The organism is Pseudomonas qingdaonensis (genome assembly GCF_018398475.1).
In the GTDB taxonomy this organism is placed as follows: Bacteria; Pseudomonadota; Gammaproteobacteria; order Pseudomonadales; family Pseudomonadaceae; genus Aquipseudomonas; species Aquipseudomonas palmensis.
In genome coordinates, this window is the sequence record NZ_CP074676.1 from 5,065,850 (window position 1) to 5,085,911 (window position 20,062).

Annotated in this window: 18 protein-coding genes and 2 tRNA genes; 1 reads left to right on the forward strand and 19 read right to left on the reverse strand. The window is 61.0% G+C overall.

Going from position 1 to position 20,062, the window contains the following annotated elements; all coding sequences use genetic code 11:
• Positions 1 to 205 precede the first annotated feature (205 nt).
• The 14 genes from rpsO to rlmE form a co-directional block, all read right to left on the reverse strand.
• The gene (gene rpsO / locus KH389_RS23125) at positions 206 to 475 is read right to left on the reverse strand and encodes a 30S ribosomal protein S15 (protein ID WP_010222985.1); all 270 of its coding nucleotides are present in this window, start codon (positions 473 to 475) and stop codon (positions 206 to 208) included.
• 153 nt (positions 476 to 628) lie between these two features.
• The gene (truB, locus tag KH389_RS23130; RefSeq protein ID WP_043863818.1) at positions 629 to 1,546 is read right to left on the reverse strand and encodes a tRNA pseudouridine(55) synthase TruB; all 918 of its coding nucleotides are present in this window, start codon (positions 1,544 to 1,546) and stop codon (positions 629 to 631) included.
• 3 nt (positions 1,547 to 1,549) lie between these two features.
• A complete protein-coding gene (gene rbfA / locus KH389_RS23135) occupies positions 1,550 to 1,951 on the reverse strand; it encodes a 30S ribosome-binding factor RbfA (protein ID WP_043863819.1) in 402 nt (133 codons plus the stop codon).
• Between the two features lie 122 nt (positions 1,952 to 2,073).
• Positions 2,074 to 4,578: a translation initiation factor IF-2 gene (infB, locus tag KH389_RS23140; protein WP_043863820.1), complete on the reverse strand. Its 2,505-nt coding sequence runs from the start codon at positions 4,576 to 4,578 to the stop codon at positions 2,074 to 2,076.
• A gap of 26 nt (positions 4,579 to 4,604) precedes the next feature.
• The gene (gene nusA / locus KH389_RS23145; protein ID WP_043863821.1) at positions 4,605 to 6,086 is read right to left on the reverse strand and encodes a transcription termination factor NusA; all 1,482 of its coding nucleotides are present in this window, start codon (positions 6,084 to 6,086) and stop codon (positions 4,605 to 4,607) included.
• Positions 6,087 to 6,145: 59 nt separating this feature from the next.
• A complete protein-coding gene (rimP, locus tag KH389_RS23150; RefSeq protein WP_158255574.1) occupies positions 6,146 to 6,604 on the reverse strand; it encodes a ribosome maturation factor RimP in 459 nt (152 codons plus the stop codon).
• 130 nt (positions 6,605 to 6,734) lie between these two features.
• A tRNA-Met gene (locus KH389_RS23155) sits at positions 6,735 to 6,811 on the reverse strand.
• A gap of 98 nt (positions 6,812 to 6,909) precedes the next feature.
• Positions 6,910 to 6,995 (reverse strand) — tRNA-Leu (locus tag KH389_RS23160).
• Between the two features lie 19 nt (positions 6,996 to 7,014).
• Positions 7,015 to 7,401: a preprotein translocase subunit SecG gene (gene secG / locus KH389_RS23165; RefSeq protein WP_078481335.1), complete on the reverse strand. Its 387-nt coding sequence runs from the start codon at positions 7,399 to 7,401 to the stop codon at positions 7,015 to 7,017.
• A gap of 3 nt (positions 7,402 to 7,404) precedes the next feature.
• The gene (gene tpiA, locus KH389_RS23170; RefSeq protein WP_043863822.1) at positions 7,405 to 8,160 is read right to left on the reverse strand and encodes a triose-phosphate isomerase; all 756 of its coding nucleotides are present in this window, start codon (positions 8,158 to 8,160) and stop codon (positions 7,405 to 7,407) included.
• A 66-nt stretch (positions 8,161 to 8,226) separates the two neighbouring features.
• Positions 8,227 to 9,567, reverse strand: a complete 1,341-nt coding sequence (gene glmM / locus KH389_RS23175; protein ID WP_054916542.1) for a phosphoglucosamine mutase — start codon at positions 9,565 to 9,567, stop codon at positions 8,227 to 8,229.
• A 20-nt stretch (positions 9,568 to 9,587) separates the two neighbouring features.
• Entirely contained in the window at positions 9,588 to 10,439 is an 852-nt protein-coding gene (gene folP, locus KH389_RS23180) for a dihydropteroate synthase (protein ID WP_213606331.1), read from the reverse strand.
• A gap of 8 nt (positions 10,440 to 10,447) precedes the next feature.
• On the reverse strand, positions 10,448 to 12,355 hold the full coding sequence (ftsH, locus tag KH389_RS23185) for an ATP-dependent zinc metalloprotease FtsH (protein ID WP_043863825.1): 1,908 nt from the start codon (positions 12,353 to 12,355) through the stop codon (positions 10,448 to 10,450).
• Positions 12,356 to 12,567: 212 nt separating this feature from the next.
• A complete protein-coding gene (gene rlmE / locus KH389_RS23190; protein ID WP_043863826.1) occupies positions 12,568 to 13,191 on the reverse strand; it encodes a 23S rRNA (uridine(2552)-2'-O)-methyltransferase RlmE in 624 nt (207 codons plus the stop codon).
• A 101-nt stretch (positions 13,192 to 13,292) separates the two neighbouring features.
• Here rlmE and yhbY point away from each other — a divergent pair, with 101 nt between their 5' ends.
• Positions 13,293 to 13,601 (forward strand): ribosome assembly RNA-binding protein YhbY, encoded by a 309-nt coding sequence (gene yhbY / locus KH389_RS23195; RefSeq protein ID WP_038606752.1) that lies wholly within the window; start codon positions 13,293 to 13,295, stop codon positions 13,599 to 13,601.
• 12 nt (positions 13,602 to 13,613) lie between these two features.
• On the opposite strand, the gene KH389_RS23200 is transcribed toward yhbY, so the two are convergent.
• From KH389_RS23200 to dapB, 5 genes are all read right to left on the reverse strand, one after another.
• A complete protein-coding gene (locus tag KH389_RS23200) occupies positions 13,614 to 14,009 on the reverse strand; it encodes an MFS transporter (protein WP_213607552.1) in 396 nt (131 codons plus the stop codon).
• 28 nt (positions 14,010 to 14,037) lie between these two features.
• Positions 14,038 to 14,520, reverse strand: a complete 483-nt coding sequence (greA, locus tag KH389_RS23205) for a transcription elongation factor GreA (RefSeq protein ID WP_078481340.1) — start codon at positions 14,518 to 14,520, stop codon at positions 14,038 to 14,040.
• Entirely contained in the window at positions 14,517 to 17,738 is a 3,222-nt protein-coding gene (gene carB / locus KH389_RS23210; RefSeq protein WP_043863828.1) for a carbamoyl-phosphate synthase large subunit, read from the reverse strand. The genes greA and carB overlap by 4 nt, the downstream gene beginning before the upstream one ends.
• 107 nt (positions 17,739 to 17,845) lie before the next feature.
• Positions 17,846 to 18,982, reverse strand: coding sequence for a glutamine-hydrolyzing carbamoyl-phosphate synthase small subunit (gene carA, locus KH389_RS23215; RefSeq protein ID WP_043863829.1), 1,137 nt, complete (start codon positions 18,980 to 18,982; stop codon positions 17,846 to 17,848).
• A gap of 267 nt (positions 18,983 to 19,249) precedes the next feature.
• On the reverse strand, positions 19,250 to 20,053 hold the full coding sequence (gene dapB, locus KH389_RS23220; protein ID WP_213606333.1) for a 4-hydroxy-tetrahydrodipicolinate reductase: 804 nt from the start codon (positions 20,051 to 20,053) through the stop codon (positions 19,250 to 19,252).
• Between the last annotated feature and the right edge of the window lie 9 nt (positions 20,054 to 20,062).

Sequence of the window (20,062 nt, forward strand, 5' to 3'; positions counted from 1 at the left end):
AATTCTTGGGCAGCACAGGGAATCGGCCCTGTTGGCAGTCCAGATAAAACTAGAGGTTGGGAGCCTGCCCTGCCCTTGCGGTAAACCGCGCGGGCGAGGCAGACAGCCAACCTCATAGATACGCGCGGCGTGCTCACCCGCGCGGGGGCCGAAGCCCTCGGCGGATGACAGCAGCACGCCGTGCACACCACTGACCAGGCCGCTATTAGCGACGCAGGCCCAGACGACCGATCAGGGCGCTGTAACGAGTGGTGTCTTTACCTTTCAGGTAGTCCAGCAGCTTGCGACGCTGGTTTACCATGCGGATCAGACCACGACGGGAGTGGTGGTCTTTACCGTTGGCCTTGAAGTGGCCTTGCAGCTTGTTGATGTTGGCGGTCAGCAGGGCAACCTGCACTTCCGGGCTACCGGTGTCACCGGCTGCTTGCTGGTATTCGCCAACGATCTTTGCTTTTTCTTCAACGCTGAGTGCCATCTGGCTTCTCCAATATCAAGGGAAACCGTACACACGGTTTCCAATAGGCCAGGGACAGATCCCTGTATTTAAAAGTGAGGCGTGACCGTGCCTATTGACAGCCATCCTCTTGCCCGCCAGTGCCGGGCCTGAACCCGACACTGAAGGTTTCGATCATTCCGACCGAATCAGTCGACGTGGCGCAATGCGCCCGTCTTCGCTCACTTCACCGATACCGATGAAACGACCGTTGTGATCCTGCACGCGGACCATGCCGAACTTCGGCGCATCCGGTGCACGCACCGGCTGACCATGCAGCCAGTAGAACGCGCTGTGCTCGGAGAAGTGCAGCAACGGCCAGTCCTGCAACCCGCTGTCCGATGGCATCAGGAAGCGGTCGACCGCTTCGTTGCCACCTTCGGCGTGCACCTGCTCGAGCTCTTCGAGGGTGACGGTCTGGGCCAGTTCGAAGGGGCCTGCATGCGTGCGGCGCAGTTCTGCAACATAGGCGCCGCAGCCCAGCTGCTCACCGATGTCCTCTACCAGCGTACGGATGTAGGTGCCCTTGCTGCAGCCTACCGAGAGGCGTACCCGGGTGCCTTCGCACTCGAGCAGCTCCAAGCGGTTAATAGTAACAGAACGCGCTTCACGCTCCACTACTTCGCCTGCACGTGCCAGCTTGTACAGCGGCTGGCCATCGCGCTTGAGCGCCGAGTACATCGGCGGTATCTGGCTGATTGGACCACGAAACTGTGGCAGTACGGCTTCAACGTCGCTGCGACCAACGGTCACTTCGCGGGTTTGCAGAATTTCGCCTTCGGCGTCGCCCGTGTTGGTGGTCTGCCCCAGTTGCATCACCGTCTCGTAGCCCTTGTCGGACTCGAGCAGGTATTGCGAGAACTTGGTCGCCTCGCCGAAGCACAGCGGCAGCACGCCACTGGCCAGCGGGTCGAGGCTGCCGGTATGTCCGGCCTTCTCGGCGTTGAGCAGCCAGCGCACCTTCTGCAGGGCAGCATTGGAGGTGAACCCCAACGGCTTGTCGAGCAGGATGATGCCGCTGACGTTACGACGGATACGCTTGACCTGAGCCACCGCTTACTCCTTGGTGTCCAGGGGGGTATCGTCGGACTTGTGCTGGCTGTCCTCGGCGACCGCGCGCTCGATCAGTGCCGACAGATGGGCACCGCGGGTCACGCTCTCGTCGTAGTGGAAGTGCAGTTGCGGCACGCTGCGCAGCTTCATTTCCTTGCCCAGTTGCATGCGCAGGAAACCGGCGGCGCTGTTGAGCACCTTGAGGCTTTGCTTGATGTCTTCTGCGCTGTCCTCGCCCATCACGGTGATGAACACCTTGGCGTGGCCGACATCGCGGCTGACGTCGACGGCGGTGATGGTCACCAGGCCGACGCGCGGATCTTTGACTTCGCGACGGATCAGTTGCGCCAGTTCGCGCTGCATCTGATCGCCGATACGTTGGGTACGGCTGTATTCTTTTGCCATGTTTTGCTACCTGTAACTAAAGCGGCAAACGCCCGGCCAGGCTTGGGCCTGACCGGGCGTTGCGTTCAGAGCCGCCGACCTGCGCCTTGCGGCGGGCGGTCTGCGGCTCCCAAGCTCGCGGCTTAGAGCGTGCGAGCCACTTGGACTTTCTCGAAGACTTCGATCTTGTCGCCGACCTTGACGTCGTTGTAGCTCTTGACGCCAATACCGCACTCCATGCCGGCACGCACTTCGGACGCATCGTCCTTGAAGCGACGCAGCGACTCCAGTTCGCCTTCGAAGATCACCACGTCGTCGCGCAGTACGCGAATCGGACGGTTGCGGTAAACCACACCCTCGGTGACCATGCAGCCGGCGATGGCGCCGAACTTCGGCGAACGGAACACGTCACGCACTTCGGCGATACCCAGGATGTTCTCGCGAACATCGCTGCCGAGCATGCCGGTCAGGGCTTTCTTGACGTCTTCAATGATGTCGTAGATCACGTTGTAGTAACGCATATCCAGACCTTCCTGCTCGACGATCTTGCGCGCGCCAGCATCGGCACGCACGTTGAAGCCGAACAGTACTGCATTGGAAGCCAGGGCCAGGTTGGCGTCGCTCTCGGTGATACCACCGACACCGCCGCCGATCACGCGAACCTGTACTTCGTCGTTGCCAAGACCGCTGAGGGAGCCCTGCAGGGCCTCCAGAGAACCACGCACATCGGACTTGAGTACGATGTTGAGGGTCTTCTTCTCTTCCTGGCCCATGTTCTCGAAGATGTTCTCGAGCTTGCCAGCGTGGGCACGTGCAAGTTTGACTTCGCGGAACTTGCCTTGACGGAACAGAGCCACTTCACGGGCTTTCTTCTCGTCGGCAACCACGCTCAGTTCGTCACCGGCATCCGGGGTGCCATCCAGGCCGAGAATCTCGACCGGGATCGACGGGCCGGCTTCCTTAACAGGCTTGCCGTTCTCGTCGAGCATGGCCCGTACACGGCCGTAGTTCGAACCGCACAGCACCATGTCGCCCTGACGCAGGGTACCGTCCTGAACCAGCACGGTAGCCACCGGGCCACGGCCCTTGTCCAGGCGCGACTCGACCACGACACCACGGCCAGGGGCCGATGGGGTGGCCTTGAGCTCGAGGATCTCGGCTTGCAGCAGAACGGCTTCGAGCAGTTCGTCGACGCCGGTACCCATTTTGGCCGAAACCTTGACGAATGGCGTGTCGCCACCCCAGTCCTCGGAGGTCACGCCTTCGACGGCCAGTTCGTTGCGGATGCGGTCCAGGTCTGCACCTGGCTTGTCGATCTTGTTCACTGCAACGACCAGTGGAACACCTGCCGCCTTGGCGTGCTGTACCGCTTCACGGGTTTGCGGCATCACGCCGTCGTCCGCCGCGACCACCAGGATCACGATGTCGGTCGCCTTGGCACCACGGGCACGCATTGCGGTAAACGCGGCGTGACCCGGGGTGTCGAGGAAGGTGACCATGCCGCGGTCGGTTTCCACGTGGTACGCACCGATGTGCTGGGTGATACCACCGGCTTCGCCGGCAGCTACCTTGGCACGACGGATGTAGTCGAGCAGGGAAGTCTTACCGTGGTCAACGTGGCCCATTACGGTCACGACCGGCGCACGGGAGAACGACTCGCCTTCGAACTTCAGGGACTCGGCCAGGGAATCTTCCAGCGCGTTGTCGCTGACCAGCGTGACCTTGTGGCCCAGCTCTTCGGCGATCAGCTGAGCAGTTTCCTGATCGAGCACCTGGTTGATGGTGACCGGAGTACCCATCTTGAACATGAACTTGACGACTTCAGCGGCCTTGACCGACATCTGCTGTGCCAGCTCGGAAACGGTGATGGTCTCGCCAATGGCCACGTCGCGGATAACCGGACCGGTCGGGCTCTGGAAGCCGTGGGCATTGCGCTTCTTCATCTTGCCCTTGCCACGGCCACCACGGCGGAAGCTGTCGCTTTCCTCTTCGGTGGTACGTGGGGCGGCACGTGGAGCTGGCGCCTTTTCCTTTTCCTTGACCTTGACCGATACGCGCGGGGCCTCGTTGCGGCGCTCGCCACCACGGCGGTCGTCGTCACGCGACTTGTCGTTGCGACGGGCGTCTTCGGCTTTCTTGCGCTCGACACCCGGGGCCGGAGCTGCAACCGGCTCGGCAGCTGCAGGCGCAGCCGTCACGGCTGGTGCTGCAGCGGCTGGCGCAGGTGCGCTGGCCGGCTGACGGCTGGCGGATTCTTCGGCACGTTTACGCGCTTCAGCTTCAGACTTGTCGCGTGCTGCGTTTTCAGCGGCACGACGTTCTTCCAGCTCGCGATTCTGCTCAGCCTGGATTTCTTCGGGGCTGCGCTGTACGAAAACTTTCTTCTTGCGTACTTCTACGCTGATGCTCTTGCTACCAGCAACACGCAGGGTGCTGGTGGTCTTGCGCTGCAAGGTAATCTTGCGCGGCTCTTCCACCTTCGCCTTGTGGCTGCTTTTCAAGTGGGTCAGCAGAGCCTGCTTCTCACTGTCGGTCACTACCTGACCGGCGTCGGTGTGCGGCAGACCTGCCTCACGCATCTGCTGCAGCAGGCGCTCTACCGGTGCAGCGACCTCTTGGGCCAATTCTTTCACCGTGACTTGCGTCATGCACTTCTCTCCTCAGGCCAGCCTACTTACTCGAACCAGTGGGCTCGGGCGGCCATGATCAACTTGCCGGCACGTTCTTCGTCGATGCCGTCGATGTCGAGCAGGTCATCAATCGACTGCTCGGCCAGGTCTTCGCGGGTAACCACGCCGCGCACCGCCAGTTCCGCCGCCAGATCCTTGTCCATACCCTCAAGCGAGAGCAGGTCTTCGGCCGGATGGGCGTCTGCCAGTTTTTCCTCAGTAGCGATGGCTTTGGTCAACAGGCGGTCCTTGGCACGCGCGCGGAGTTCGTTGACGATCTCCTCGTCGAAGCCATCGATGTTGAGCATTTCTTCCAGCGGTACGTAGGCAATTTCTTCCAGGCTGGTGAAACCTTCGTCAACGAGAACCTGCGCCAGCTCTTCGTCGACTTCCAGCTCTTCGATGAAGTTACGCAGAATGTCGCCGGTTTCAGCTTGTTGCTTGGCCTGGATGTCCGACTCGGTCATCACGTTCAGGGTCCAGCCGGTCAACTGGCTGGCCAGACGTACGTTCTGACCACCACGGCCAATGGCTTGCGCCAGATTGTCCGCGGCTACAGCGATGTCCATCGCGTGGGCATCTTCATCAACGATGATCGCCGCGACTTCTGCCGGCGACATGGCGTTGATGACAAACTGGGCCGGGTTGTCGTCCCACAGGACGATATCCACTCGCTCGCCGCCCAACTCGCCAGACACTGCCTGTACGCGCGAACCGCGCATACCGATGCAGGCGCCTTGCGGGTCGATGCGCTTGTCCTTGGAGCGGACAGCGATCTTGGCGCGAGAACCCGGGTCACGGGAAGCCGCCATGACCTCGATAAGGCCCTCGGCGATTTCCGGCACTTCGATGCGGAACAGTTCGATCAGCATCTGGGGCGCGGTACGCGACAGGATCAGCTGCGGGCCGCGGTTTTCGGTGCGGATTTCCTTGAGCAGCGCACGTACACGCACACCGACACGGAAAGTCTCGCGGGAGATGATGTCTTCACGGGCCAGCAGCGCTTCGGCGTTGTTGCCCAGGTCGACGATCACGTTGTCACGGGTAACCTTCTTGACGGTACCCGAGATGATTTCGCCCAGACGCTCGCGATAGGCATCGACCACCTGTGCGCGCTCGGCTTCGCGGACCTTCTGCACGATGACCTGCTTGGCGGTCTGTGCAGCGATGCGGCCGAACTCGATGGACTCGATCTTCTCTTCGATGACATCGCCAACCTTGGCTTCAGGATGGGTTTCCTGAATCTTGCTTGGCCAGGTTTCGATCGCAGGATCGTCAAGATCCTCTTCCTCGACCACCGTCCAGCGACGGAAGGTCTCGTAGTTACCGGTGTGGCGGTTGATCTCCACACGCAGGTCGACTTCATCTTCGAAGCGCTTCTTGGTAGCAGTGGCCAGGGCCACTTCCAATGCTTCGAAAATCACGTCTGCCGGTACACCCTTTTCATTGGATACCGACTCAACAACCAGCAGTACTTCTTTGCTCATCGTACGCCTCGCCTTTCGCAAGCCATTGGGTCCGCACGAACTATCGGACCCGGCATGTCTCAGTCAAAACTGGGAATAATGTTGGCCTTGTCGATCATGTCGATCGGCAGAAGGAATTCGTGTTCATCTACCTGCACCACGACATCCTGCTCTTCCACACCGCGCAGAAGGCCCTGAAAATTACGTCGACCTTCGAAAGGCGAGCGCAGTTTAATCTTCACCTGCTCACCGACATACTTTGCAAACTGTTCAAGTGTGAACAGCGGGCGTTCCATGCCAGGAGAGGAAACTTCAAGGGTGTATTCAACGGAAATGGGATCTTCGACATCCAGAATGCCGCTGATCTGACGGCTGACGATGGCGCAGTCATCCACCAGCACACCGCCTTCTTTGTCGATATAAACGCGCAACATTGAGTGGCGGCCTTGAGCCGAAAACTCGATACCCCAGCATTCATAGCCTAGGGCCACGACCACCGGGGCCAACAAGGCCTGCAACTCTTCTAGCTTGCTCGACACCTGAACCCCCTTGTGCATGCTATGCAAATAAAAAATGGGCGAAGCGCCCATCCCTGATACGCCGGGTGAATACCGGCGCTGAGAACTGATCAGCTAACAAAAAGCCCCTGAAAAGGGGCTCTGCTGAAACTGGTTGCGGGGGCTGGATTTGAACCAACGACCTTCGGGTTATGAGCCCGACGAGCTACCAGACTGCTCCACCCCGCGTCAAAGCTGGGGCGAAAGTATACGACCGAACCCCGCGAGGGGTCAATCTAACCTCCACCTACAAGAAAGCCCGCTGTAGCGGGCTATCTTGTTTCAATTGGTACCGAGAAGGGGACTCGAACCCCTACACCCTATGGGCACAACCACCTCAAGGTTGCGTGTCTACCAATTCCACCACCTCGGCAATACTACTTTGAAACCCGTTACTTCTGCTCTTGAGCTGGAGGTACATCGCCGGTGTTGCTGGCGGGCGCCTGTTGCTCCTGGAGCACCGGTACATCATCTGTTGCCGGTTTTTGCTGCTTCACTTCAAGTACCGCTGGATCTGGAAGCCCTACCTGAGTCAGCTGATGAGCTTTCTCTTTAGCAAAGTAACCTAACCCTAGGGCGGTTATGAAGAAACTGGCGGCAAGTATAGCAGTAAACTTACTAAGAAAGGTAGCAGAACCTTGGCTTCCGAACACAGTATTTGAAGCCCCTGCGCCGAAAGATGCACCTGCTTCCGCACCTTTACCCTGTTGCAGCAACACCAGCACTACCAAACCCAGTGCGCCCAACAGATGAAAAACTACTACGACTGTTTCCAGCATTTTTCAGTTTCCTGCGGCGCGACAAATTGCACCGAATTCGTCTGCGTTCAGGGAAGCTCCACCAATGAGCCCCCCATCGATATCCGGCATGCCGAACAGCTCAGCCGCATTGGCCGCCTTCACGCTGCCGCCGTATAGAAGCCGCACATTCATCGCGACCTCTGAATTCTTTGCCGCCAGTTGCTCACGAATGGCCTTGTGCACATCCTGAGCCTGTTGCGGGCTGGCCGTGAGGCCGGTGCCGATGGCCCATACAGGCTCATAGGCAATGATTGCACTGGCGAAGGCCTCAACACCGAATGCGTCGATGATGCTGCTCAACTGACGCCCTACAACCTCAAGCGTCTTGCCAGCTTCGCGCTCCTCCAGGGTTTCCCCTACACAGAGCACAGGCTTCAACCCGCAAGCCTGAGCCGCAGCGAACTTGCGATTCAGCACTTCGTCGCTTTCGCCCAGTATCTGGCGACGCTCCGAGTGCCCGATCAGCACCAGCTCACATCCCGCATCGACCAGCTGACTCGGAGCAACCTCACCGGTCAGCGCGCCTTGCTGGGGCTCTACCGCAGAATCCTGAGCACCCACGGCTATCGACTTGCCCTGCAACCCTTCAATCGCTTGATTGATGTACAGGCAGGGCGGGAACACCGCGACTTCAACACCGCTCGGCAGGGCTAGATTGCTCAAGCCCTTGATCAGCTCAGCGACGCTGGCGCGGGTACCGTGCATCTTCCAGTTACCAGCTACCATAGGGCGACGCATGCTGTACCTCGTCGGTCAAAGTGGGCGCAGATGTTACCCAACCCGATCACCACTGGCAAGCGCTAATCAGGCGCAAACTTCAGTTACCAGCTTTGCCAGTTCCTCGGCGTAGCCGCGCACCTGACTTTCGTCGTCACCTTCGACCATCACACGCACCAGTGGCTCTGTGCCGGACTTGCGCAGCAGCACGCGACCACGACCCGCCATGGCCTCGGTGACCCGCTCGCAGGCCTGTTTGACCGCCGGGTGCTCGACAGGGTCCACCTTGCTCTCGCCAAAGCGAACATTGATCAGCACCTGCGGGCATTTGCGCAGCGCCTGACGGGCCTGAGCCAGGGTTTCACCGCGACGCTTGAGCGCCATCAGCACCTGCAGGGCAGCGATGATCGCATCTCCTGTGGTGGTATGACTGAAGCACACCACGTGCCCGGAATTCTCGCCGCCGATGTTCCAGTCGCGCTCCAGCAGTTCGGCCATCACATAGCGGTCACCCACCTTGGCACGCACAAACGGTATCGAGAGCTCCTGCAAGGCCAGTTCGAGGCCCAGGTTGCTCATCAGCGTACCCACAACGCCACCATTGAGCTTGCCACGCTCCTGGAGGTCACGGGCAATGATGAACAGCAATTCGTCACCATCGACGATCGCGCCGGTATGGTCGACCATCAGCACCCGGTCACCGTCACCGTCGAACGCGATCCCCAGGTCGGCATGCCCTACCAGCACCGCCGCCTGAAGCGACTCGATATGGGTCGAACCGCAGTTCTCGTTGATGTTGAGGCCATCCGGCTGCGCTGCCAGCACCGTGACATCGGCGCCGAGCTCGCGAAACACGCTGGGGGCCACCTTGTACGTGGCGCCGTGGGCGCAGTCGACCACCAGCTTGAGGCCGGCGAAATCGGTACTGGTCGGCACGCTGCTCTTGCAGAACTCGATGTAGCGGCCGGCCGCGTCGTTGATGCGCGACACCTTGCCCAGCTTGCTCGACTCGACCACGGTCATGGGCTTGTCGAGCAACTCCTCGATCATCTGCTCCACATCGTCGGGCAGCTTGGTGCCCTGACCGGAGAAGAACTTGATGCCGTTGTCGTCATGCGGATTGTGCGACGCACTGATGACGATCCCGGCTTCGGCATGAAAGGTGCGGGTCAGGTAGGCGATGGCCGGCGTCGGCATCGGGCCGAGCAGCAGCACATCTGCGCCCGCCGCAGACAGACCGGCCTCAAGGGCCGACTCGAACATGTAGCCGGAGATACGCGTGTCCTTGCCTACGAGCACCCGGCAGGCGCCGAGCTTGCGAAAGGCCATGCCTGCGGCCCAACCGAGCTTGAGCATGAAATCCGGCGTGATCGGGTATTCGCCGACACGGCCACGAATTCCGTCGGTACCAAAATATTTTCTGCTCATAGTGAAATGCTCCGTCACTCTTATTCGGCGGCTTCAACCGCTGCAATCATCCGTACCACGTCGACGGTCTCGGCAACATCGTGAACTCGCAGGATGCTCGCACCCCGGGTCATCGCCAGCGCAGCAAGCGCCAGGCTGCCATAAAGCCGCTCACCGACCGGACGCTCCAGCGCCAGGCCGATCATGCTCTTGCGCGAAACGCCCACCAGGAGGGGACGGCCCAGGCGATAAAGGTCCTGCATATGCTTGAACAGGCTGAGGTTGTGCGCAAGCGTCTTGGCAAAACCAAAGCCCGGATCGAGCACAATCTTTTCGGCGCCGATACCCACCGAAGCACAGGCTGCCATGCGCTGCTCGAGAAACATCGCCACCTCGACGGTCACATCGTCGTAGTGCGGGTTGTTCTGCATGTCGCCGGGCTCGCCGCGCATGTGCATAAGGCAGACCGGCAAACCGGTGGCTGCAGCGGCATCCAGGGCGTCATCGCGGGTCAGCGAGCGCACATCGTTGATCAGCCCCGCGCCCAGGCGGGCAGTCTCGCGGATCACAGCCGGCGTCGAGGTATCTACCGAGATGATGACATCCAGCTCGCGACTGATCGCTTCGACAATGGGTGCAACCCGCTCGAGCTCTTCGAGAGCAGTGACCACGCGTGCACCTGGCCGGGTGGACTCCCCACCGACATCGACAAGCGTAGCACCGGCCGCCACCATCGCTTCGGCATGGCGCAAGGCCGCATCACGCTGGGTGAAGCGACCGCCGTCCGAGAAGGAATCAGGGGTTATGTTGAGGATACCCATCACATGGGTACGGGAAAGGTCGAGAACCCGGTTGCCGCAAGGCAACCGGGTTGGGTACTGCTGTGAAGTCATGTCAACCCTTAGAGCTGCGCCGCCGGACCACCGATCGGGGACTCGGGGCGATCACCTTGCGTGGCAGAGGTGCCCGAAGTGCCCGAACCACCTTCCCAGTCACGGGGCTCACGCGGCTCGCGACCGGCCATGATGTCGTCGATCTGGTCGGCATCGATGGTCTCGTACTTCATCAGCGCATCGGCCATGGCATCGAGCTTGTCACGGTTTTCGGTGAGGATCTGCTTGGCAGTGGCATAGCACTGGTCGATGATGCTGCGCACCTCGGAGTCGATCAACTTGGCCGTCTCGCCCGAAACGCTGGCGTGCTGGGAACCGGCACTGCGGCCCAGGAACACTTCGCCTTCTTCTTCGGCGTACATCAGCGGGCCGAGTTTTTCCGACAAGCCCCACTTGGTGACCATGTTGCGAGCGATCTGGCTGGCTCGCATGATGTCGTTGGAGGCACCCGTGGTAACGCCATCGAAGCCAAGGGTCATTTCCTCGGCGATACGACCACCGTACAACGAGCAGATCTGACTGATCAGCGCACGCTTGGACAGGCTGTAGCGGTCCTCTTCCGGCAGGAACATCGTGACGCCCAGGGCGCGACCGCGCGGAATGATCGAGACCTTGTACACCGGGTCGTGCTCGGGCACCACGCGACCGACGATGGCGTGACCCGCCTCGTGGTAAGCGGTGTTCTGCTTCTCTTTCTCGGACATGACCATCGACTTGCGCTCGGCGCCCATCATGATCTTGTCCTTGGCCAGCTCGAACTCCTTCATCTCGACCACACGCTTGCCGCCGCGCGCAGCGAACAGCGACGCCTCGTTGACCAGGTTGGCCAGGTCGGCACCGGAGAAGCCGGGCGTACCACGGGCGATCACAGCAGGGTTCACGTTGTCGCCGATCGGCGTCTTGCGCATGTGCACCTTGAGAATCTGCTCGCGACCACGGATGTCGGGCAGGCCAACGACCACTTGGCGGTCGAAACGGCCTGGACGCAGCAACGCAGGGTCAAGCACGTCCGGACGGTTGGTAGCGGCGATCACGATGATGCCGTCGTTCATTTCGAAGCCGTCCATCTCCACCAGCAACTGGTTGAGGGTCTGCTCGCGCTCGTCATGACCACCGCCCATGCCGGCGCCACGGTGGCGACCGACGGCGTCGATTTCGTCGATGAAGATGATGCACGGTGCGTGCTTCTTGGCCTGCTCGAACATGTCACGTACACGGCTGGCACCGACACCCACGAACATTTCAACGAAGTCGGAACCGGAAATGGTGAAGAACGGCACCTTGGCCTCACCCGCAATGGCCTTGGCCAGCAGGGTCTTACCGGTACCGGGCGGGCCGACCATCAGCACGCCGCGCGGAATACGACCGCCCAGGCGCTGGAACTTGCCTGGATCACGCAGGAACTCGACCAGCTCGCCAACCTCTTCCTTGGCTTCATCGCAACCTGCGACGTCGGCCAGGGTGGTCTTGACCTGGTCTTCGGAGAGCAGACGCGCCTTGCTCTTGCCGAAACTCATCGGCCCACCCTTGCCACCGGCACCGCCCTGCATCTGGCGCATGAAGAACATGAACACGGCGATGATGACCAGGATCGGGAAGCTGGCGACCAGCAACTGGGTCCAGATGCTTTGTTGTTCAGGCTGCTTGCCTTCGACCACGACGTGGTTGTCGACCAGGTCACCGATCAGGCCGTTGTCGGCGATCGCGGGACGCACGGTCTTGAAGCTGTCGCCGTCGGTACGCTTACCAATGATGACTGCACCGTCGACCGTCACACGCTCGACCTTGCCATCCTTGACCTGCTGAATGAAGTCGGAATAGTTGAGGGTCTGCGGCTCGTTCGGGCTGGAGAAGTTGTTCATCACGGTCACCAGGACCGCGGCGATGATCAACCACAGGATCAGATTCTTTGCCATGTCGTTCAATTAGCTACCCTCTGAGGCAGGCCTTAGGCGCAGCCGTGCCTCGCATGATAATCACCGGCTTAACTTACTACATTACCTACATGTCTGCAGGCGCCGTCTGTAACCCTTTGTGAAACCTAGACTACACGATGTTCATCCAGGTCAGGCAGGACATCCGATTGGAAATAGCTATCGGATACCCTGGAAGCTGCCGGCCTGAAGCCCTACTCGCCCTTGTAGCCACGCCCCAGCATGTACTGCTCGCGGGAGCGATCGCGTGAAGAATCGGGCTTGAGCATCTGCACCTTGTCGAATTTCTTGCGGGCGTCCTTGAGGTAGACGTCAAACCCCTCGCCCTGAAAGATCTTGATCAGAAAATCGCCACCCGGCTTGAGTACCCGGGTCGCCAGATCAAGGGCCAGCTCGCACAGGAACATGGCCTTGGGCATATCCACAGCGGGCGTACCACTCATATTGGGGGCCATATCGGAAATCACAAGGTCTACGTGCGAATTACCGACCGCCTCGAGAATCTGCGCCAGCACTTCATCCTGGGTAAAGTCGCCCTGGATGAAGGTAACGTCGGGAATACTGTCCATTTCGAGGATGTCGGAGGCGATCAGACGCCCCTGACCGCCAATCAGACGACTGGTCACCTGCGACCAGCCACCGGGCGCCGCGCCCAGATCGATCACGCTCATGCCCGGGCGGATCAAACGGTACTTTTCCTGGATTTCGAGCAATTTGTAGCTCGCGCGCGAGCGATATCCGTCCTTTTGCGCCTTTTTGACGTAAGGATCGTTGAAGTGTTCTTTCAGCCAGCCAAGGCTTGTCTTGGAACGCGCCACTGGGCACCTCGATGATAAGGGTCGTGATTAACTGGGCGGATCCACGGGCCCTCGGGTAAAATGGCCGCCATTTTTACAGAATCTAGACAAAGGGTCAGATTATGCCGCTCAATAACGAGCAGAAGAAACAGTACAAATCCATTGGCCACGATCTGAAACCAGTTCTGATTGTGGCAGGCAACGGCCTGACTGAAGGGGTTATCGCCGAACTCGAGCGCGCCCTGGCCGATCACGAACTGATCAAGGTAGAGATCCGCTCGGAAGACCGCGAAGAACGTGCCGCCGCCATTGCCGCACTGTGCAAGGCCGGTCGCGCCGAACTGGTGCAGACCATCGGCAAGAAGGCACTGATCTATCGCCGCAACCCGCAGCCCAACAAGCAACTGTCGAACATCCACCGCTACAAGTGATGTTCGCGCCGTTCAGTGGCGCGCCTTGCGCGCCCTGCCCGGCGGCGGCTGCAGCACCAGCAGCAAACCGCTGAGGCCCAGCACCAGGTAGCAGAACAGCTGCCAACGCAACTGCCCCGCCCCGCCAACCCGCAAGACGAAATACATCACGCACGCCGCCACTGCCATCAGCAGCAGTTGCCCACGCATGTCTCGCCACAGGCTGGCCATCCCTTCGGCCTGAATCAGCACCAGCACCTGCACGCAGCAGCCCGCCGCCGCAAAGGCGACCAGCAGCGACGCGGCCAGCACGCCAAAATCTTCGATCAACAGCGGCGCCAGGCCAATCTGGCCCAGCACCGGCAGTACCGCAAAATGCAGCATCCACACGCCGCCGACCCAGAGCACCTGGGCCAGCTGCCAGATCACTGCCGACGCGGCAAAGCCGCGCGGGCGATCAAATGTGACGGACTTCGACAATCTCGTACTCGACTGTGCCGCTCGGCGTCTTGATCACCACAGTGTCACCCTCTTCCTTGCCGATGATGGCGCGGGCGATCGGAGCACCGACCGAGAGCTTGCCGTTCTTGACGTCCGCCTCGTCCTCACCAACGATCTGGTAGGTCACCTGATCGCCGGTTTCGGTGTTTTCAAGGTTCACGGTGGTACCGAAGATCACCTTGCCCGTGTGGGCAATGGTGGTAACGTCGATCACTACCGCATTCTGCAGGCGGCCTTCGATATCGCGGATACGCGCCTCGACCATGCCCTGCTCTTCACGGGCAGCGTGGTACTCGGCGTTTTCCTTGAGGTCGCCCAGCTCACGGGCTTCGCCAATCGCCTGGCTCAGGCGCGGGCGTTCGGTCTTGCTCAGGAAGAGATGCTCTTCCTCCAGGGCGCGAGCGCCCTGAACGGTCATCGGGTATTTGGTAATACTCATGCTTTGAGTCCTGCATGCAGATCCTGCAAGCGACGTACGGTTTTTTCCGGACCGAACTTCAGCGCTTCGCAGATGGCTTCACCGGCCGCAATGGTCGTGGTGCAGTAGATCTTGTGCTGCAACGCATTGCGACGAATCGAGTAGGAGTCGGCAATCGACTGGCGACCTTCGGTGGTGTTGATGATCAGCGACACTTCGTCGTTCTTGATCATGTCGACCACGTGCGGACGACCTTCGGTCACCTTGTTCACGCGACGCACTTTCAGGCCTGCCGCCTCGATGATCTTGGCGGTACCGGCCGTGGCAACCACTTCGAAGCCCAGGTTGATCAGGTCGCGGGCAACGCCAGCCACCTGCGGCTTGTCGTCGTCACGCACGCTGATGAACGCGGTGCCGCCGGTCGGCAGCACTTCGCTGGCGCCCATCTGGGCCTTGGCGAAGGCTTCGCCGAAGGTGTCGCCGACACCCATGACTTCACCGGTGGACTTCATTTCAGGGCCGAGGATCGGATCGACGCCCGGGAACTTAGCGAACGGGAACACCGCTTCCTTCACGCTGTAGAAGTTCGGAATGATTTCCTGGGTGAAACCGATCTCTTTCAGGGTCTTGCCGGCCATGACGCGAGCCGCAATCATCGCCAGCGAGGTGCCGATGCACTTGGACACGAACGGCACGGTACGCGAAGCACGCGGGTTGACCTCGATCACGTAGATCTTGTCGCCCTGCAGCGCCAGCTGCACGTTCATCAGGCCGACAACGCCCAGCTCCAGTGCCATCTTCTTGACCTGGTCGCGCACTTCGTCCTGCACGTGGGCAGGCAGCGAGTACGGCGGCAGCGAGCATGCCGAGTCACCGGAGTGAACACCGGCCTGCTCGATGTGCTGCATGATCGCGCCGATCACAACGTCGGTGCCGTCGCAGACCGCATCCACGTCCATCTCGATGGCGCAGTTGAGGAAGTGGTCCAGCAGCACAGGGCTGTCGTTGGACACCTGCACCGCTTCACGCAGGTAGCGCTTGAGTTCGTCCAGTTCGTAGACAATCTCCATCGCACGGCCGCCCAGTACGTAGGACGGGCGCACCACCAGCGGGTAACCGATGACGCCGGCGGCACGAATCGCTTCGTCTTCGCTGCGCACGGTGGCGTTTGGCGGCTGCAGCAGGTTCAGGCGCTGAACCATCTGCTGGAAGCGCTCACGGTCTTCGGCGCGGTCGATGGAGTCCGGGCTGGTACCGATGATCGGTACGCCGGCTTCTTCCAGGGCACGGGCCAGTTTCAGCGGAGTCTGGCCGCCGTAGTGCACGATGACGCCCTTCGGCTTCTCGACACGCACCACTTCCAGCACGTCTTCCAGGGTCAGCGGCTCGAAGTACAGGCGGTCGGAGGTATCGTAGTCGGTGGAGACGGTCTCCGGGTTGCAGTTGACCATGATGGTCTCGTAGCCGTCTTCACGCAGGGCCAGTGCCGCATGGACGCAGCAGTAGTCGAACTCGATGCCCTGGCCGATACGGTTGGGGCCGCCACCCAGGATCATGATCTTGTCGCGGGTCGACGGGTTGGCCTCGCACTCTTCCTCGTAGGTGGAGTACAGATAGGCGGTGTCGGTGGCGAACTCGGCTGCGCAGGTATCGACGCGCTTGTAGACCGGGAAGATCTCGAGCTTGTGGCGGTGACGACGCAGGTTCTTGTCGGTGATGCCCAGCAGCTTGGCCAGGCGCTGGTCAGAGAAGCCCTTGCGCTTGAGGCGCAGCATCAGTGCCTTGTCGATATCGGCCAGGCCCAGGGTCTTGACCTTCTCTTCTTCCTTGATCAGGTCTTCCATCTGCACCAGGAACCAGCGGTCGATCATGGTCAGGGCGAAGATTTCATCCACGCTCATGCCCGAACGCATGGCGTCGGCCACGTACCAGATACGCTCGGCGCCCGGCACGGTCAGCTCGCGCTTGAGGATGCTGGCAGCTTCCGGGCTGGCCAGGTCCACTTTCGGGTCCAGCCCGCATACACCGACTTCCAGGCCGCGCAGGGCTTTCTGCAGCGACTCCTGGAAGGTGCGGCCGATGGCCATGACTTCACCCACGGATTTCATCTGGGTGGTCAGGCGGGCATCGGCTTTCGGGAATTTTTCGAAGGCAAAGCGCGGCAGCTTGGTGACGACGTAGTCGATCGACGGCTCGAACGAGGCCGGCGTGCGACCACCGGTGATGTCGTTCTGCAGTTCATCGAGGGTGTAGCCAACAGCCAGCTTGGCGGCGATCTTGGCGATCGGGAAGCCGGTGGCTTTCGAGGCCAGGGCCGAGGAACGCGAAACCCGCGGGTTCATCTCGATCACGACCATGCGGCCAGTGTCCGGGCAGATACCGAACTGCACGTTGGAGCCGCCGGTTTCGACACCGATTTCACGCAGCACCGCCAGCGAGGCGTTGCGCATGATCTGGTATTCCTTGTCGGTCAGGGTCTGTGCCGGTGCGACGGTGATCGAGTCACCGGTGTGCACGCCCATCGGGTCGAAGTTCTCGATGGAGCAGACGATGATGCAGTTGTCCTTTTTGTCGCGGACCACTTCCATCTCGTACTCTTTCCAGCCGATCAGCGATTCGTCGATCAGCAGTTCCTTGGTTGGCGACAGGTCCAGACCACGGGCGCAGATTTCTTCGAATTCTTCACGGTTGTAGGCGATGCCGCCACCGGTGCCGCCCATGGTGAAGGACGGACGGATGATGCACGGGAAGCCCAGCTTCTCGAGCACCGCATTGGCCTCTTCCATGCTGTGGGCGATACCCGAGCGCGGGCATTCCAGGCCGATGGCCTTCATGGCCTTGTCGAAACGCGAGCGGTCTTCGGCCTTGTCGATGGTGTCGGCGTTGGCACCGATCATTTCCACGCCGAATTTTTCCAGGACGCCTTCGCGCTCCAGGTCCAGCGCGCAGTTCAGCGCGGTCTGGCCGCCCATGGTCGGCAGCAGCGCGTCAGGGCGCTCCTTCTCGATGATCTTGGCCACCGACTGCCACTTGATCGGCTCGATGTAGGTGGCGTCGGCCATGGCCGGGTCGGTCATGATGGTGGCCGGGTTGGAGTTCACCAGGATGACGCGAAAACCCTCCTCGCGCAGGGCCTTGCAGGCCTGGGCGCCGGAGTAGTCGAATTCGCAGGCCTGGCCGATCACGATCGGGCCGGCGCCGAGAATCAGGATGCTTTTGATGTCTGTACGTTTTGGCATGGGTTGTCACTCAAATCCGCGGGTCAGTGGGCAAGCTGTGTCGAACAATCCACTCGAGGAGCGCCTGAACGCGGCCTGTGCCGGTTCAGGGCTGCCTCCGGGGGTGCTCAGCGGCGCTTGGCCATGGCATCGATGAAACGATCAAACAGTGGCGCGACGTCGGTCGGGCCCGGGCTCGCCTCAGGGTGACCCTGGAAGCTGAAGGCGCTCTTGTCGGTGCGCTCGATGCCCTGCAGGGTACCGTCGAACAGCGACTTGTGGATGGCGCGCACGTTGCCTGGCAGGGTCGCTTCATCTACCGCGAAACCGTGGTTCTGGCTGGTGATCATCACCACGCCGGTGTCCAGGTCCTGGACCGGGTGGTTGGCACCGTGGTGACCATGACCCATCTTGACGGTCTTGGCACCGGAGGCCAGGGCCAGCAGTTGGTGGCCCAGGCAGATACCGAACACAGGCACTTCGGTTTCGAGGATTTCGCGGATCGCCTGGATCGCGTAGTCGCAAGGCTCGGGGTCGCCCGGGCCGTTGGACAGGAACACGCCATCGGGGTTGAGCGCGAGCACTTCGCTGGCCGGGGTTTGCGCCGGCACCACGGTGACGCGGCAACCGCGTTCGACCAGCATGCGCAGGATGTTCAGCTTGACGCCATAGTCGTAGGCCACGACGTGGTACGGCAACTCGGCGGCGTCGATGGTCGGGTGGCTGTCGGTCTTCAGGTTCCACACGCTGGAGCGCCACTCGTAGCGGCTCTTGGTGCTGACGACCTTGGCCAGGTCCATGCCCTTCAGGCCCGGGAAGCCGCGCGCGGCTGCGATGGCCGCCTCTTCAGAAATGTTGTCGCCAGCCAGGATGCAGCCGTTCTGCGCGCCCTTCTCACGCAGGATGCGGGTCAGGCGACGGGTGTCGATACCGGCAATGGCCACCACATTGTTGGCCTTGAGGTAATCGGACAGCGACATCGTGTTGCGCCAGTTGCTGGCGATCAGCGGCAGGTCACGGATGACCAGGCCGGCCGACCAGACCCGATCGGACTCGGCGTCTTCCGGCGTGGTGCCGGTGTTGCCGATGTGCGGGTAGGTCAGGGTAACGATCTGCTGCGAGTAAGAAGGGTCAGTCAGGATTTCCTGATAGCCGGTCATTGCGGTGTTGAACACCACCTCACCAACGGTCTGACCGTCGGCTCCAATGGCCTCACCGCGAAAAATGCTGCCATCGGCAAGGGCGAGTATGGCTGGCTTAGTCAAGAAGACCTCCCAAAAATAAAGCCTGAAGGGGCGATCGCAGGTTGCAAAAAAGCGGAATGACGTATAGACACGTCACCCCGCTTTCTTCGTCGAATTATCTGCGCGCTTTTAGTGGACACACTAAAGCTGTAGCTTACAGAAAAAGGCTTTTTCGGTCTACCACTGATGTGCCTGAAAGGCATGGGAATGCGACAGAAAGTCGCTTGTTTCAAACGCTCGGCCAGGGAGGCCGGCGAAGGGGCCGCATGGCAGCCCCTGATGCAGCGATCAACGCAGGTCGAGCACGTCCTGCATGTCGTACAGGCCCGGCGCACGCCCATCCAGCCACAGCGCGGCACGTACCGCACCCTTGGCGAAGGTCATGCGACTGGAGGCCTTGTGGGTGATCTCCAGGCGCTCGCCGTCAGCGGCGAACAGCACGGTGTGGTCACCCACCACGTCACCGGCACGCACGGTGGCAAAGCCGATGGTCTTGCGGTCCCGCGCACAGGTCTGGCCTTCCCGGCCATACACGGCCACTTCCTGCAGGTCACGACCAAGTGCATTGGCCACCACCTCGCCCATGCGCAGCGCGGTACCCGACGGCGCATCCACCTTGTGACGGTGATGGGCCTCGATGATCTCGATGTCCACATCGTCGCCCAGCACACGCGCCGCCATGTCCAGCAGCTTCAGGCTGAGGTTGACGCCAACGCTGAAGTTGGCGGCAAACACGATAGGGATGTCCTTGCCCGCCTCGGCCAGCAGTTGCTTCTCTTCAACACTGAAACCGGTGGTGCCGATGACCATCGCCTTGCCCGCCTTGCGGCAGAACGCCAGGTTCTTCAAAGTCACCGAAGGATGGGTGAAGTCGATCAGCACATCGAACTCGTCGACCACCCGATCCAGATCACCCGACAGCGGCACACCAATACGCCCCAGCGCCGCCAGCTCACCGGCGTCGGCCCCGACCAGCGTACTGTCCGGACGATCCACAGCGGCGGTCAGGCCCGCCCCCGGCGTCTGCTGCACTGCCTCGATCAGGGTCTTGCCCATCCGCCCTGCCGCGCCCATTACCGCTATACGTCGCATGCCCTGTTC

Coding starts and splice junctions, on each gene's coding strand:
- rpsO (WP_010222985.1), bottom strand. CDS start 475: ATGGCACTCAGCGTTGAAGAAAAAGCAAAGATCGTTGGCGAATACCAG.
- rbfA (WP_043863819.1), bottom strand. CDS start 1,951: ATGGCAAAAGAATACAGCCGTACCCAACGTATCGGCGATCAGATGCAG.
- infB (WP_043863820.1), bottom strand. CDS start 4,578: ATGACGCAAGTCACGGTGAAAGAATTGGCCCAAGAGGTCGCTGCACCG.
- nusA (WP_043863821.1), bottom strand. CDS start 6,086: ATGAGCAAAGAAGTACTGCTGGTTGTTGAGTCGGTATCCAATGAAAAG.
- secG (WP_078481335.1), bottom strand. CDS start 7,401: ATGCTGGAAACAGTCGTAGTAGTTTTTCATCTGTTGGGCGCACTGGGT.
- tpiA (WP_043863822.1), bottom strand. CDS start 8,160: ATGCGTCGCCCTATGGTAGCTGGTAACTGGAAGATGCACGGTACCCGC.
- glmM (WP_054916542.1), bottom strand. CDS start 9,567: ATGAGCAGAAAATATTTTGGTACCGACGGAATTCGTGGCCGTGTCGGC.
- folP (WP_213606331.1), bottom strand. CDS start 10,439: ATGACTTCACAGCAGTACCCAACCCGGTTGCCTTGCGGCAACCGGGTT.
- ftsH (WP_043863825.1), bottom strand. CDS start 12,355: ATGGCAAAGAATCTGATCCTGTGGTTGATCATCGCCGCGGTCCTGGTG.
- yhbY (WP_038606752.1), top strand. CDS start 13,293: ATGCCGCTCAATAACGAGCAGAAGAAACAGTACAAATCCATTGGCCAC.
- greA (WP_078481340.1), bottom strand. CDS start 14,520: ATGAGTATTACCAAATACCCGATGACCGTTCAGGGCGCTCGCGCCCTG.
- carB (WP_043863828.1), bottom strand. CDS start 17,738: ATGCCAAAACGTACAGACATCAAAAGCATCCTGATTCTCGGCGCCGGC.
- dapB (WP_213606333.1), bottom strand. CDS start 20,053: ATGCGACGTATAGCGGTAATGGGCGCGGCAGGGCGGATGGGCAAGACC.